This window comes from Ochrobactrum sp. PL_is501, from assembly GCF_055816895.1.
This window is the reverse complement of sequence record NZ_JBVPGR010000037.1, coordinates 170,131-185,051: the sequence shown is the minus strand read 5'-3', so window position 1 is coordinate 185,051 and position 14,921 is coordinate 170,131. Positions and strand designations below refer to the sequence as shown.

11 protein-coding genes and 1 tRNA gene are annotated in these 14,921 nt (G+C 55.5%); 8 read left to right on the top strand and 4 right to left on the bottom strand.

The window, feature by feature from the left end; all coding sequences use genetic code 11:
* Positions 1–49: 49 nt before the first annotated feature.
* A complete protein-coding gene (gene ilvA / locus AC0TOF_RS16785) occupies positions 50–1,309 on the bottom strand; it encodes a threonine ammonia-lyase IlvA (protein WP_473769139.1) in 1,260 nt (419 codons plus the stop codon).
* A 196-nt stretch (positions 1,310–1,505) separates the two neighbouring features.
* Here ilvA and AC0TOF_RS16780 point away from each other — a divergent pair.
* Positions 1,506–1,591: transfer RNA gene (locus AC0TOF_RS16780), tRNA-Leu, on the top strand.
* 60 nt (positions 1,592–1,651) lie between these two features.
* Here AC0TOF_RS16780 and wrbA read toward each other — a convergent pair.
* Positions 1,652–2,251, bottom strand: coding sequence for an NAD(P)H:quinone oxidoreductase type IV (gene wrbA, locus AC0TOF_RS16775; protein WP_473769073.1), 600 nt, complete (start codon positions 2,249–2,251; stop codon positions 1,652–1,654).
* Between the two features lie 169 nt (positions 2,252–2,420).
* Here wrbA and AC0TOF_RS16770 point away from each other — a divergent pair, with 169 nt between their 5' ends.
* The 7 genes from AC0TOF_RS16770 (at position 2,421) to AC0TOF_RS16740 (ending at position 12,416) form a co-directional block, all read left to right on the top strand.
* A complete protein-coding gene (locus tag AC0TOF_RS16770; protein WP_473769072.1) occupies positions 2,421–3,179 on the top strand; it encodes a competence/damage-inducible protein A in 759 nt (252 codons plus the stop codon).
* 78 nt (positions 3,180–3,257) lie between these two features.
* The gene (locus AC0TOF_RS16765; protein WP_473769071.1) at positions 3,258–4,103 is read left to right on the top strand and encodes a universal stress protein; all 846 of its coding nucleotides are present in this window, start codon (positions 3,258–3,260) and stop codon (positions 4,101–4,103) included.
* A gap of 281 nt (positions 4,104–4,384) precedes the next feature.
* Entirely contained in the window at positions 4,385–4,882 is a 498-nt protein-coding gene (gene gpt / locus AC0TOF_RS16760; protein ID WP_006470476.1) for a xanthine phosphoribosyltransferase, read from the top strand.
* Positions 4,883–5,215: 333 nt separating this feature from the next.
* Positions 5,216–5,704: an NUDIX hydrolase gene (locus AC0TOF_RS16755; RefSeq protein WP_473769138.1), complete on the top strand. Its 489-nt coding sequence runs from the start codon at positions 5,216–5,218 to the stop codon at positions 5,702–5,704.
* A 737-nt stretch (positions 5,705–6,441) separates the two neighbouring features.
* A complete protein-coding gene (locus AC0TOF_RS16750; protein WP_473769070.1) occupies positions 6,442–10,230 on the top strand; it encodes a vitamin B12-dependent ribonucleotide reductase in 3,789 nt (1,262 codons plus the stop codon).
* Between the two features lie 194 nt (positions 10,231–10,424).
* Positions 10,425–11,021, top strand: coding sequence for a PRC-barrel domain-containing protein (locus AC0TOF_RS16745; protein ID WP_122001716.1), 597 nt, complete (start codon positions 10,425–10,427; stop codon positions 11,019–11,021).
* A gap of 159 nt (positions 11,022–11,180) precedes the next feature.
* Entirely contained in the window at positions 11,181–12,416 is a 1,236-nt protein-coding gene (locus tag AC0TOF_RS16740) for a mechanosensitive ion channel family protein (RefSeq protein ID WP_473769069.1), read from the top strand.
* Here the strand turns inward: AC0TOF_RS16740 and AC0TOF_RS16735 are convergent.
* Together AC0TOF_RS16735 and AC0TOF_RS16730 are read right to left on the bottom strand one after the other, a co-directional pair.
* Complete coding sequence (locus AC0TOF_RS16735; protein WP_473769068.1) at positions 12,388–13,719, bottom strand: serine hydrolase domain-containing protein; 1,332 nt, start codon at positions 13,717–13,719, stop codon at positions 12,388–12,390. The two genes, AC0TOF_RS16740 and AC0TOF_RS16735, sit on opposite strands and share 29 nt — an antisense overlap.
* A 31-nt stretch (positions 13,720–13,750) precedes the next feature.
* A complete protein-coding gene (locus AC0TOF_RS16730) occupies positions 13,751–14,875 on the bottom strand; it encodes an NAD(P)-binding domain-containing protein (protein WP_473769067.1) in 1,125 nt (374 codons plus the stop codon).
* Positions 14,876–14,921 lie beyond the last annotated feature (46 nt).

Genomic DNA, 14,921 nt, shown 5'->3' with positions numbered 1-14,921 from the left:
TGGGGTGTTTTCGCCGAAAAAGCAACTGATTTTGCTTAAGCCACCAAAATCAGATGATGAAGTCAGCAAGCACCTGATTGTCCGTAATGTCCTGATAGGCCCAGCCCGCTTCGGCGAACTTCTTTTCCAGAAGCTTGAAGTTCGACGCGTTCTTCGTTTCGATACCGATCAGTACCGAGCCGAAATTGCGCGCCGATTTCTTCAGATATTCGAAACGCGCAATATCATCCTCGGGCCCCAGAAGATCGAGGAACGAACGAAGCGCGCCAGGCCTCTGCGGAAAGCGGAAGATGAAATATTTCTTCAGTCCTTCGAAACGAAGCGCACGCTCGCGCACATCGGGCAGGCGCTCGAAATCGAAATTGCCGCCCGAAACAACAATGACGATCCGCTTGCCCTTTATATCGCTCTTCTTGAAATCCTTGAGCGCATCGATGCCGAGTGCGCCAGCGGGTTCAAGCACCACGCCCTCGATATTCAGCATCTCGATGATCGTCGCACAAAGCCGGTTTTCCGGAACTGTTATGACAGTTTTCGGATCAAACCCTTTGAGCAGCTTGAAGTTTTCCTTGCCGATCTCGGCAACAGCCGCGCCATCGACAAAAGTATCGACCTGCGAGAGCTTGATACGCTTGCCCGCTTCAAGGCTTCCTTTCAGGCTCGCCGCGCCCTGTGGCTCGATAAAGCGGAAACTCGTCTTCCAGCCGAGATCGGAAACATAGTGCGTGACGCCGCCGGAAAGTCCCCCGCCCCCGACGGGCAACAGGATAAAATCAGGCTTCCTGTCGTCAGGCAATTGCCGTTCGATTTCCAGCGCTACCGTTGCCTGTCCTTCGACTATACCGGGATGATCGAAAGGCGGCACCATCACGCCCTTATGGCTTGCGGCAAACTCCTGCGAGGCGGCATAGCAAACGTCAAAAATATCGCCCACCAGCCTGATTTCGATAAACTCGCCGCCAAAAGCACGCGTTTTGTCAATTTTCTGCTGCGGCGTCGTCACCGGCATGAAAACCACGCCCTTACGACCGAAATGACGGCAGACGAATGCAAAGCCCTGTGCATGATTGCCTGCGGAAGCGCACACAAACACCGCATTCTTGTCGGTCGTTTCGACGGCCTTGGAAATGAAATTGAAGGCGCCGCGTATCTTGTAGGAGCGGACGGGCGTCAGGTCTTCGCGCTTGAGCCAAATCTCCGCGCCGTATTTCCGCGACAAATAGTCGTTGAGTTGCAGCGGCGTTTCGGGAAACAGCGCACGCATTGCCTTTTCGGCCTCGGATACGGATTTGACAAAGGCGGTCATTATTCGACTTTCTGCATTTCCAACTGGATTTTGACCACCGCTACATGGCTTTGACAACGCAGACAAGGTTGAAGGGCGTCAGGTTGCTAAATCAACGAATTGGAGTGCGCATATATTCAGCAATGCTAACTGTTGATGTTAGCAGGCTTTGCGGCTTGAATTCGTGATGCAAATCATGACATAGACAATGGCAATTGCTGCGGTCGTGGCGAAATTGGTATACGCAACGGACTTAAAATCCGTCGCCTTTTAGGCTTGCGGGTTCAAGTCCCGCCGACCGCACCACCGATTTCCGCATAAGTAAGCCGCCGTTTTACCGGCGGCTCTTGGTTGGCGCTGATTCCATCAGCCGTACAATTTCGCGGTAATTTCGGCAACGCGTTTCCCCTGGAACCGGGCACCGTCGAGTTCCTGTTCCGACGGCTGACGCGAACCGTCGCCATCGGCAGTAGTTGTCATCCCGTAGGGCGCGCCGCCGCGCACCACATCGTTGCCCATCTGCCCCTGATAGGCATAGGAAAGCGGAACGATGATCATGCCGTGATGCTGCATCTGCCATTGTGTGGAAATCAGTGCCAGTTCTGCGCCACCGTGTTGCGTCGCTGTTGATACCATCACCGATCCAACCTTGTTGATAAGGGCCCCCTTAGCCCAAAGCCCGCCAGTCTGGTCGAGAAAATTCTTCATCTGGGCCGCCATCATCCCATAGCGAGTTGCGGTGCCAATGATGATCGCATCGTAATCCGCCAGTTCAGCTGGCGTGGCGATGGGGGCATCCTGATCCACCTTATAGTGCGACGCCTTCGCGACATCAGGCGGAACCAGTTCGGGCACACGCTTGAGAGTAACCTCCGCGCCGCCTTCCCGCGCCCCTTCTGCCGCAGCCTTGGCCATTTTCTCCATATGGCCGTAGGCCGAATAATATAGCACCAGCACCTTAACCATGTGACGTCTCCATATCCCGTTTTGTGAGGCCCAACCTCGACAGTCTCAATTAGGGGAGCGTCCCTTTTTGGGAAGGCGCAACTTCTCCCAAACGAATGAAACGCCGAAATAAAGCAGTTGCAGCCTTGTCTTGCTGGCGCTTAACTGATGCCAGAAATGGAGTCTGAATATGACCGACAATCCGCAGCAAACCGTCAAGGCAGCCATGCTCGCAATTGGCGACGAGCTTCTCTCAGGACGCACCAAGGACAAGAATATCGGGCATCTTGCTGATGTCCTGACTGCAGCTGGCATTGATCTTAAGGAAGTGCGGATCGTTCCGGACGACGAGATCGCCATCGTAACCGCCCTCAATGCACTGCGGCCACACTATGATTACGTCTTCACGTCTGGCGGAATAGGCCCGACCCATGATGACATCACCGCCGACGCGGTGTCTGCCGCCTTTGGCGTGCCGTGCATCTACGACGAAAAAGCCATGAAGTTGCTTGGCGACAATTATGCGAAACGCGGGCTGGAGTTCACGGACTCACGCAAGCGTATGGCGCGTATGCCGCAAGGCTCGGAGCATATAGCGAACCCTATCTCCGCCGCCCCCGGTTTTCATATCGGCAATGTGTATGTGATGGCCGGCGTGCCATCCGTTTTTCAGGCGATGCTCGACAATGTGCTGCCTACATTGAAGACTGGTCGCAAGCTTCTGTCGAGATCGGTCCATTGTCCTTTTGGCGAGGGTGTCATCGGCACCCCCTTGACCGAAATCCAGAAGGAAAACCCGGAAACCATCATCGGTTCCTATCCGAAATTCGAGAACGGGCGTTTCAGCACTGAGCTGGTCGTCCGCGGGAGTGATCCGCAAAAAATAGATATGGCGATCCAGGCCATCGAGAAAATGATCGCATCGCTGGAGACTGAGGGGGCAGCTTAATCCTCTGCAACCTTTTACCCGCGCAACTCGTTGCATTCTATGCTAAAATAAAAACACACAGCCGGAAGGAGTTCGGTCATGTCCTACAAGACGGTGGTTGCCTATTCTCGCAGTGAATCCGAGTTGAAGCGGGTCATGTCTGCCGTTGGACTTTTGAAGCAGAAAGTGCCCGATATTCACGTCATCGGGCTTTACTCCATTCCTTCACCCATCGTTTACGCCGACCCGAACGGCTTCATCGATCCCGGAATGTTCGAGCTGCATGACAAGCAGCACAAAGAACTTTCCGAAAGGCTGAAACGCATTTTTGAAGAGGAAATGCGCCGTCAGGGCATCAATTGCGAATACCGTATTACCCGTTCTGAAACCGGCACGGCTGCTGATGGCGTACTCACCGCGTGTCTGGGAGCGGAATTGCTGGTCGCCGGTCAGCCTGATCCCGACGATCCAGCCACGAATGACGAAACAGCAGATACGATTGTTTTCAATTCCAGCTGCCCGGTTATTCTTGTTCCCTATGCGCCGGTTCTGCCGATGGTTTCGCTCGATCACATCGTGGTCGCCTTTAACGGCAAGCGTGAAGCAGCCCGCGCGGCATTTGATGCCCTCCCTTTAATGAAGCATGCGGACAGAACGGAAATCGTCTGGGTAGATCCGCCGGAAATCGAAGGCGAGAATCAGGCTTTGGCGAGCGACGATATCGCGGAGTCGATTTCGCGACATGGCATTAACATAACGCCGGCCGCAATCGCATCCAACGGACGCTATGCGCAGGACGCATTGCGGGAACATATCATTTCCGCGCGCGCTGACCTTCTTGTCATGGGAGCCTACAGCCACTCCCGGCTGCGCGAATTGGTTTTTGGCGGCGTGACGCGATCCATGCTGAACGAATTACCCATTCTCACGCTTTTCTCGCGTTAAAAGCCACGACTAAAGCCAGTTTGATCCGGCAGCCAGCCGACAACTGGCGTCAGATGACACGACACGCTTGCAAGAACACCATTTTTGCGGTTATCAGCATCACCCGGCGCTGACTGTGCCGGGTGGAGAGCCTTTTCCTCTCCCGCCGCCCACCGGAATGGGTGCGGATGAAGAAGAGCTGCAGATCCTGACAGTTACAGCGCTTGGCAACCCGTCATAGCGCATTTTTGGTTTTTAAAGGTCCGGAGCACAAACTCCGGATCGTTCCACGGAGCGTTTCGATGTCCTTGCCAGATAAAGCCTTTCCCGTTTCCTGGGATCAGTTCCACCGCGATGCCCGCGCCCTCGCCTGGCGGATTGCCGGCATGAATCGCGATTGGCACGCCATTGTCGCGATCACACGCGGCGGTCTCGTTCCGGCGGCCATCGTTTGCCGCGAACTCGGCATTCGCCTCATCGAAACCGTTTGCATCGCCTCTTACCATGACTACACGTCGCAGGGCGACATGCAGATTCTGAAGGGCGTGAGCGAAACGCTTCTGGAAAATGGCGGCGAAGGCGTCATCGTCGTTGACGATCTGACCGACACCGGCAAGACCGCAGCCATTGTGCGCGAAATGATGCCAAAGGCCCATTTTGCAACGGTCTACGCCAAGCCGAAAGGCCGCCCCCTGATCGATACTTTTGTAACGGAAGTATCGCAGGACACGTGGATTTACTTCCCGTGGGACATGGGCTTCACATATCAGGAACCGATTGCAGGCGGAAAGCGCGGCTAGAACCCAAGCGGACTGATGCTTAAACCTTTTCGAAGCCGCTTCCGTTGGAACCGGCGGCTTTCATGCGTGTCGTATCGGAACGCTACGAAACGAAAATAAACGAATGTGATTGCGGCGATATTTCCGCCGCAATCGCACCTTATAGAAAGTGCCTTCAAATAACGCAGATAGAGGGCACAGTGCCTTTCCAGGGTCGCCAACCCACCGCGCAATTTCAGTAATGCCTTTAAAATAAAAGATTTTTTGAAAAATTTTCAAAGGTCCGTTGCCGAACTAATCAGTTGTTATTTTGACGAATCGGATCATTCTGTAAGAAAAGAGGGGATTTTCGCGGTGAAATCGCAGGTAAAACAACTGATTGCAACCGAAAAGCGTATTCTTACGCCTTCAGGCCGTTTGCAGCAGGTTGCAGCACTTGTTCATCGTCGCGACATGGGAGCTCTCAAGGTTCTCGTCATCACGAGCCGCGGTACAGGCCGCTGGATCATACCCAAGGGCTGGCCGCAAGTTGGCCGGACGCTCGCTGAGACAGCACTCCGTGAAGCCTATGAAGAAGCTGGTATTCGCGGCGAAGTTTCTCCCGAGCCAATCGGCAGTTTCTGCTACTGCAAGACGGACCTTCCGCCAGAACGGATAAATCAGTTCACGGCAGCTGTATTTGCCGTGCAGTTCACCAGCCAGGAAAAAGACTGGCCCGAACGGGATCAGCGCATTTGCGAATGGGTTTCTCCGCAGGAAGCAGCAAAGCGCGTCGAAGAGACGGAGTTGAAGCAAATATTGAATCAATTTGGTGATTCGGGCATCGCTGCCGCCGCCGAATAAGCAGCTCCGACCTGGCCTCGCTGGTGACATATTTCACATATGGGCGCTTTCGCAGGGAATTCCTCACCGAACACGGCAAGCCGGCGGACTTGTTGCAGATAGCGCTGATAGCAAGCGGCTCTTCTTCTTGAATCATATAGCCGGCTTGGTTCGCAAAAGCGTCGCTTCTCCCCGTTATCCACATTTGCCCCAACCGGTTACGCACAATATCTAGATGCCGGAGCGTTATCGCAAACCATTGCTTGACGCTCACAGCCGAGTCGTTTTTTATGATGCTATCGTTGCGTAAGTGGCGTGATCGGGCGTTGTAATCTGCCGGTCTTTTTTTCGGTCAAGTTGAGTATCGAACGGGCGTTGCGCTTTGAAAGCGCGGTTTTCGCTCGGTGCTTTTTTGCGCCCAAATTCTGGGTGCATTCTTCTCTGAGGAAGCTGATGCAGCATCGAGCAAAAACCGCATTAACACTAGATTTAGTATTTGCGCTCATGCTGGTTACAAGATAAGGTATTTCTCGTTCTGCTGATTTGTGATCGTGATAGTGCCAGCAAGGTTGCGAGCAAGCTTCCTGAGGCCCTTTTTCACGAGTTCCGATGAGGCGGAAGCGGATTTATGGGAGTTTTCTCCCCAACAAGGCGCTCCTCCCCGTAGAGGAGCTGTTTTGACAGAGACGCGATACAGACAGGCCGTGGCTGAAAACCGTCACTAGAGCTACTATATATAGAACGTTTGGATGGGACAGATGAAGATCGAACGCCGTTTCACGAAAGAGAATCAGTCGGCCTATGCGGACATCGCGTTCCGGACTGCGACCAGCGAGATCAAGAATCCCGATGGGTCCGTTGTGTTCCGCCTTGAAAACATCAATGTACCTGCGCAGTTCAGCCAGGTAGCCGCTGATATTCTCGCACAGAAGTATTTCCGCAAGGCTGGCGTCCCCGCGCAGCTGAAGAAGGTCGAAGAGAACGACGTTCCCTCATGGCTCTGGCGCTCCGTCGCCGACGAGGACGCGCTCTCCAAGCTGCCAGAAGGCGAACGCTATGGCTCCGAAATGGATGCCTGCCAGGTGTTCGACCGTCTCGCTGGCACCTGGACCTACTGGGGCTGGAAGGGCGGCTATTTCGATGCGGAGGAAGACGCCCTCGCCTTCCGTGACGAGCTTGCCTATATGCTTGCAACGCAGCGCGTGGCACCGAACAGCCCACAATGGTTCAACACCGGCCTGCATTGGGCCTACGGCATCGATGGTCCCGGCCAGGGCCATTTCTATGTCGACTGGCAGACCGGCAAGCTGACCAAGTCCAAGTCCGCTTACGAACATCCGCAGCCGCATGCCTGCTTCATCCAGTCGGTTGGCGACGATCTCGTCAATGAAGGCGGCATCATGGACCTGTGGGTGCGTGAAGCGCGACTGTTCAAATACGGTTCAGGCACAGGCTCCAACTTCTCCTATCTGCGCGGCGAAGGCGAAAAGCTTTCTGGCGGCGGCAAGTCTTCCGGCCTTATGAGCTTCCTCAAGATCGGCGACCGCGCTGCGGGCGCGATCAAGTCCGGTGGCACGACGCGCCGCGCTGCCAAGATGGTGGTCGTGGACATCGACCATCCGGATATCGAGGAATATATCGACTGGAAGGTGAAGGAAGAGCAGAAGGTCGCTTCGCTCGTCACCGGTTCAAAAATCGTCAAGCAGCATCTGACCGCGATCATGAAAGCTTGCGTCAACTGCGAAGCCGGCTCTGAAGCCACTCGGGACGATTGCTTCGACCCGGCGAAGAACCCTGCCCTGAAGCGCGAGATCAAGGCCGCGAAGAAGAACCAGGTTCCTGAAAACTACGTGAAGCGCGTGATCCAGTTTGCGCGTCAGGGCTATACTGACATTCAGTTCAAGACCTACGACACGGATTGGGATTCGGAAGCCTATCTCACGGTTTCGGGCCAGAATTCGAATAACTCCGTTTCGCTCAAGGATGAATTCCTGCGCGCCGTGGAAAACGATGGCGACTGGAACCTGACGGCGCGTCGCGACGGTCGCGTCATGAAGACGCTGAAGGCGCGCGACCTGTGGGAAAAGATCGGCTATGCCGCATGGGCTTCCGCCGATCCGGGCCTGCATTACAACACGACCATGAACGACTGGCACACCTGCCCGACGGCTGGTCCGATCCGCGCCTCCAATCCGTGCTCGGAATATATGTTCCTTGATGATACGGCCTGCAATCTGGCGTCGATCAACCTGCTCACCTATCGCAACAAGGACGGTTCGTTCGACATTGCGGCTTACGAGCACACGGCGCGCCTGTGGACCATCGTTCTCGAAATCTCGGTGATGATGGCGCAATTCCCGTCGAAGGAAATCGCCCGCCTCTCTTATGAATACCGCACGCTCGGCCTCGGCTACGCCAATATCGGCGGCCTGCTGATGACTTCCGGCATTCCTTATGACTCCGATGAAGGTCGCGCTATTTGCGGCGCGCTGACGGCGATCATGACCGGCGTGGCCTATGCCACCTCCGCCGAAATGGCGAAGGAACTCGGAACCTTCCCGAGCTATGAGCCGAACGCCCAGCACATGCTGCGCGTTATCCGCAACCATCGCCGCGCCGCACATGGTGAAACGCAGGGTTATGAAGGCCTTGCCGTCAACCCGGTCGCGCTGATTGCCGAAGATTGCCCGGATCAGGATATGATCCTCCATGCCCGTGCGGCCTGGGACAAGGCGCTGGAACTCGGCGAAAAACATGGCTACCGCAATGCACAGGCAACAGTTATCGCGCCAACCGGCACGATCGGCCTCGTCATGGATTGCGACACAACCGGCATCGAACCCGACTTCGCTCTGGTGAAATTCAAAAAGCTTGCTGGCGGCGGCTATTTCAAGATCATCAATCGTGCCGTGCCGGAAGCGCTGCGTACGCTCGGATACTCGGAAAGCCAGATCGCCGAAATCGAAGCTTATGCTGTCGGTCATGGCAATATCAATCAGGCACCGAGCGTCAATCCGGCCTCGTTGAAGTCCAAGGGCTTCACCGATGAAAAAATCGAAGCACTGAATGCCGCACTCAAGAGCGCCTTCGACATCAAGTTCGCTTTCAACAAGTGGACACTGGGCGAAGATTTCTGCAAGGACGTGCTGAAGTTCACGGATGAGCAGCTCAACGATTTCTCCTTCGAAATGCTGCCTGCCCTGGGCTTCACCCGCAAGGAAATCGAAGCCGCCAATATCCATGTTTGCGGCGCGATGACGCTGGAAGGCGCACCGTTCCTGAAGGAAGAGCATTACGCCGTATTCGATTGCGCCAACCCGTGCGGCAAGATTGGCAAGCGTTACCTGTCGGTGGATAGCCATATCCGTATGATGGCTGCTGCCCAGCCTTTCATTTCCGGCGCAATCTCCAAGACGATCAACATGCCCAACGATGCGACCGTCGAGGATTGCAAGGACGCATATATGCTGTCCTGGAAGTTGGCACTTAAGGCTAACGCGCTTTATCGCGATGGTTCGAAGCTGTCCCAGCCACTCAATGCATCTCTGATTGCAGATGATGAGGACGAAGACGATGCCATCGAGGCGCTGATTGAAGCACCGGCAGCCGCTCGTGCTGTTCAGGTTACCGAGCGCATCGTTGAGAAGGTTGTCGAGAAGATCGTCCATGAACGTGAGAAGCTTCCGAACCGCCGTCAGGGTTATACCCAGAAGGCAGTCGTCGGCGGACACAAGGTCTATCTGCGCACGGGCGAATTTGGTGACGGGCGCCTCGGCGAAATCTTCATCGACATGCACAAGGAAGGTGCCGCCTTCCGCGCAATGATGAACAACTTCGCCATTGCCGTATCGCTCGGCCTGCAATATGGCGTGCCGCTGGAAGAATATGTGGAGGCTTTCACCTTCACGAAATTCGAACCGGCTGGCATGGTTATCGGCAACGATGCCATCAAGACCGCGACGTCGATCATCGATTATGTCTTCCGCGAACTGGCTGTGTCCTATCTCGGACGCAACGACCTCGCCCATGTCGATACCAGCGATTTCGGCAATACGGCGCTCGGCAAGGGCATCAAGGAAGGCAAGACCAATCTGGTTTCCACCGGGTGGACGCGCGGTTACAAGCCTACTCTGGTGACGAACTCGTCTAACGAAGCCAAAGGATCGACGAGCTCCGCGCCGCAGGCTTCCAACGTCACCACCTTGAAAGCATCCGCTCCGGCGGGCAATCGCCCGGCAACAATCGGCTTGGTCACGGATGGCGCAACGGCCTTCAAGCGTGAGTTTGAGGAACAGCCTGCACCGGCGCAACAGCAGGAGAGCGCATCGGCAACCGAACTGTTCTCGGACAAGGCTGCCGCAGACGCCGCTTCGGCCCGTGCCGAAACCGCCAGTGCCGCCAAGAAGCTGGAAGCCGACCGCCGCATCAAGTCAATGATGCAGGGCTATACGGGCGACAGCTGCACCGAGTGCCAGAACTTCACCATGGTGCGTAACGGCACTTGCCTGAAGTGCGACACCTGCGGCGCAACGAGCGGCTGCAGCTAAAGCTCAATCGCCGGTAAAACCAGCAATACTGAAAGCCCGCCTCGCGCGGGCTTTTGGTTTGTCAAATGGTAGCAGAGGAAAGATCTTCCCCCATAATCAGAACTGTAACGGCCACTGAATTGGAATGAATTTTGGAACGAAGTGACTATTTCAGCGTTCGGATAATGTAACCGGAACGTATCAAGGAGATAGTTATGTTTAAAACTACACTTCTGACAACGACCTGTGCATTGCTGATTGGGGGATCGGCTCTCGCCCAAACAACAGCTCCTTCGCCTGCTCCGGCGGAAGCCCCTGCAACCACGCAAGACATGCCGGTTTCATCCAAGGACATGTTCGGCAAGCCTATGACCGGAGAAACCGGCAAGGTTGGCTTTGTGGAACCCAAGGAAGGCCAACTCCTTGTCTCCTCATTCATCGGGCAAAGCGTCTATGAAAGCGATGCACCGGACGCCCAATCGGTCGGCAAGCTGAATGACCTGATCGCCAGCCCTGATGGGCAGATCGAAGCAGCTGTCATCGGTGTAGGCGGTTTCCTTGGCGTCGGTGAAAAAGATGTGGCGGTCAGCCCTGACCAACTGCAACTCGCCACGCGCAGTGACGGAAAAACATGGTTGGTCATCAAGGCCAACAAGCAGCAATTGAATGACGCACCGGCCTTTGACCGTTCGAAGTTCTTTGCCGATGGCGTAGCCGACCCGTCTGCTGCAACCGAGACGAACGCTCCGGCCACGGAGGCGCCTGCAAATGGCACAACGCCCGCACCAGCATCACCACCCCCTGCACAGTAAGAAGCCGACAAATTCCGCCATAACAGGCTAAAACCAAATCCCCGGCGCTCCAGCCGGGGTTTTCGCGTGAGCAAAACGCACCCCTATGGTTGAATTCAGCACGCAACCACGCTACGCAACAATAAAAGTCCGCATCAAACCATTTAACGGGAAAGAATATTGTCGGAATTCCTGATCGCTTATCCTTGGGCGGAAACGCTTGCTGCTCTCGGCGGATTATTCCTTTCAGCATTTATTGCAAATTTTCTCATCAAAGCGATCCTATTGAAACTTCTGGATCGTATTGTCCAGAAAACATCTTTTGGACAGGATGAAGAGCTTAAAAAGCACGGTGTCATCAGCCGGCTTGCCAATATTGTTCCCGCTTTGATCATTTCATCCGGGATCATGGCTGTGCCCGGGCTGCCGGAAGGTGGTATCACCGTCATTCGAAATGTCGCGATAGCCTTCATCATATTGACGCTGGCACTGGCGGTTAATTCGGTGTTCGGGCTTGTCGATACGCTCTATCACCGTCGCCCGGAGGCGCGATTCCGCCCCATGAAGGGCTATATTCAGGTCGCCAAGCTGGCGGTCTATATAGTCGCGACGGTACTTATCATTGCGACATTGCTGGACAAATCCCCAGTTATCCTTCTTTCAGGCGTTGGCGCCATGGCGGCAGTGCTGATCCTCGTTTTCCAGGATACGTTGCTTTCGCTCGTCGCCAGTATGCAGATCGCTTCGTCCAACATGGTTCGTGTCGGCGACTGGATCGAAATGAAAAACCTCGACGCCAATGGTGACGTTACGGAGATCGCGCTCTATACCGTCAAGGTGCAGAATTTCGACAAGACGATCACCACCATTCCGATCCGCAAGCTCATCACCGAGCCGATGAAGAATTATCGCGGCATGCAGGAATCCGGCGGGCGACGGATCAAGCGCGCGCTTTACATAGATCAGAATACGATCCGCTTTCTGTCGGATGAGGAACAGACAAAACTCGCATCGGTCGACTGGCTCGCTGATTACCTGCCGAAGAAAGCAAGGGAAATCGCCGAATGGAACGAAAGGCTTGGCGATCGCGCCAGGAATCCTGTCAATCGACGGCAGGTGACCAACATCGGCACGTTCCGCGCCTATGTGGAAAACTACCTGCGCAATCATCCCGGCGTGCACAAGGCAATGACCCTACTCGTGCGTCAGATGGACCCGACGCCCGACGGATTGCCGCTCGAAATTTACTGTTTCGCGAACACAACTGTCTGGGCGTCCTTCGAGCAGATCCAGTCGGATATTTTCGATCACCTCTATGCGGTGATGCCGGAATTTGGCCTTAGCGCGTTCCAGAATCCGAGCGGCAATGATTTCCGCAAACTGACGATCAACGCTCCTGTTGGACAGCCTCAATAATCTTGGCGTTCAGCTTTTGGACGTTGTAGCCCGACCGTGATGGCGTCAGGCCGAGACGAACCACCGCAAGATGCATCGAAGGAACGACCATGACACTTTGCCCGTCATGCCCGGACATCCAAAATGCATCTTCCGGAATACCGTTCTCACCTGCTTTCACACCGCCGAGCTGCAACCAGACCTGCGCCGAACCATAACGTCCTTCCGACTCTGGCGTGGGCTTCCGCATGAACGAAACATAGTCGACAGGCAGAACCTGTCTTCCGTAGAGCTTTCCGTCATCCGCGAGAAACGCACCAATGCGGGCCCAATCACGCGCCGTCGCGTACATATAGGAGGAACCGGCAAAAATACCGGTCTGATCCGCCTCCAGAATGGTACTGCGCATCCCTAGCGGGCCGAAAAGCGCCAGCCGCGGATAAATGAGAGCTTCTTCACGGCTGTCGAAACTATCCATGAAGAGCTTTGACAAGATGTTGGCGGTTCCGCTTGAATAGTTGAACTTCGTGCCAGGCATTGCCTCCAGCGGCAAGGATGCAGCAAAGCCGGCCATATCCGGCTCCAGATAGAGCATGCGCGTGACATCTGCCACAGTGCCATAGTCTTCATCGAAGCGCAGGCCGCTGGCCATCGCCATCAGATTGGCAAGCGAAATCTTTGCCCGATCATCGCTTTTCCATTCCGGCAGCAGGCCGGTGCTTTCCATCGCCATACGTCCTTCGGCAATGCGCATGCCGATCAGTGTCGCCATGACGGATTTGGTCATTGACCAGCCGAGCAAAGGCGTATCGGCGCTAAAACCCGCACCATAATTCTCGGCGATCAGTTTGCCATCGCGGATAACAGCTATCGCCCGCATGCCGGGGCCAGCCAGAGCCTGATCCTCGATCACGGTCTGCACTGCCGGATCGGCCTGAACTTGGAGAGGTTCCGCGGGCACTTGCGGCCCGGTTGGAAGTTCTGGCCGCAAGTCATCCTGCTGAATATTCGCGCATCCAAGTGCCTGCCGATAGGTAGCGGTGCTCGGTGCGAAAAAGCCGAAAATCCGCACCGTCACGCTGTTGCTATTCTTGTCGACGGAAACATTCAAAAATCGCAGCAGCGGATGCCCCGGCGCCTGGACATCGTCTGCCATTACGGTCTCGGCATCCCGGCCAGCAATGAAAACATTCGAACAGATGATCTTGGCGGCGTAACCGGTGCCAACGCGCAGCAATTCAGGCGGTCGAATCGAAAGCCAGAGCATTGCAACCAACACGATGGCAAGCAGAAGACCACCGACAAACTTCAAGATGCGCTTCATGCCGCCCCTCGCACATAATCGTTGCATCAGATCATACCAAGCCAAGATAGCTTGCCAACTCCCGGGCAGCAGCGCCTCCGGCCCGGTTTGCCCCGATGGTCGAAGCTGACGGACCATAGCCAACCAGATGAACCCGGGGATCGGCAGCCACCTGTGTCGCCAGACGTCCGGTCATGAGAATCCCGCCTTCAAGATTGCGCAACTGCAACGGCGCCAGATGATCCAGCGAACTGCGAAATCCAGTACACCACAAAATCACGTCGAAGGATTGTTCGGTTCCGTCTTCCCAACGAACGCCCGTTTCGGTGATTTCGCTGAACATCGGCAGTCGGTCCAGCACGCCGCGAGCGCGGGCCGCTTCGATTGCGGGCGTCAACGGCAGACCTGTTACCGAAACAACTGATCCCGGCGGCAGACCTCGACGCACACGCTCTTCAACCAAGGCGACGGCGGCACGACCGAGTTCCGGTGTAAATGGTCCCTCACGGAAAGCGGGCTCTTTGCGTGTAACCCACACGGTTTCAGTCACGCGCGATATCTCATCCAGAAGCTGCACAGCAGAAATACCCGCGCCAACAACCAGAACACGTTTGCCCTTGAAGACGTCCGCCGACTGATAATCGCGCGTGTGAAGCTGTTGTCCCTTGAACAGCTCTGCCCCCGGATAAGATGGGATGTAAGGGGATTCCCAGGTGCCTGTTGCGTTGATGATCCCCCGTGCGGAATAGTTGCCCTGATCCGTTTCCACGCGAAGCCGTTCGCCGCGATCGCAAACGACCTTGACATTGACGGGCCGGTGCACGGGAAGATCGAACGCTTCCTCATATGCGCGATAATATTGCGGGACGGCGACCGATGCCCGCACCTCGCCATTGGTTGGTTCGACAACGTCCTCCAACTTCATGCCGGGGAGATTGTGAATGGCATTCGCGGTTCTGAGCGTCAGCGATGGCCAGCGAAACTGCCATGCTCCGCCCGGTCCTGGAGCCTTATCGAGAACCACGAATTGCCGCTCGCCGTCCAGTCCGAGCTTGTTCAGATGATAGGCCGAAGAAAGCCCGGCCTGCCCTGCTCCAATAACCACGATGTCGACCTTGCGGGCGACCTTGACATGGAGCTCACCAGCTTGTTGATCGTCGGACTGCGTGTCTGACATAGTGCGCGCTTTCCCTTCCCGGACGACATGCATTCAATGCCATTAG

Excerpts from the sequence above, each read along its gene's own strand:
- AC0TOF_RS16770 (WP_473769072.1), top strand. The coding sequence starts at position 2,421 with ATGACCGACAATCCGCAGCAAACCGTCAAGGCAGCCATGCTCGCAATT.
- AC0TOF_RS16765 (WP_473769071.1), top strand. The coding sequence starts at position 3,258 with ATGTCCTACAAGACGGTGGTTGCCTATTCTCGCAGTGAATCCGAGTTG.
- AC0TOF_RS16750 (WP_473769070.1), top strand. The coding sequence starts at position 6,442 with ATGAAGATCGAACGCCGTTTCACGAAAGAGAATCAGTCGGCCTATGCG.
- AC0TOF_RS16730 (WP_473769067.1), bottom strand. The coding sequence starts at position 14,875 with ATGTCAGACACGCAGTCCGACGATCAACAAGCTGGTGAGCTCCATGTC.
- wrbA (WP_473769073.1), bottom strand. The coding sequence starts at position 2,251 with ATGGTTAAGGTGCTGGTGCTATATTATTCGGCCTACGGCCATATGGAG.
- AC0TOF_RS16735 (WP_473769068.1), bottom strand. The coding sequence starts at position 13,719 with ATGAAGCGCATCTTGAAGTTTGTCGGTGGTCTTCTGCTTGCCATCGTG.
- AC0TOF_RS16745 (WP_122001716.1), top strand. The coding sequence starts at position 10,425 with ATGTTTAAAACTACACTTCTGACAACGACCTGTGCATTGCTGATTGGG.
- gpt (WP_006470476.1), top strand. The coding sequence starts at position 4,385 with ATGTCCTTGCCAGATAAAGCCTTTCCCGTTTCCTGGGATCAGTTCCAC.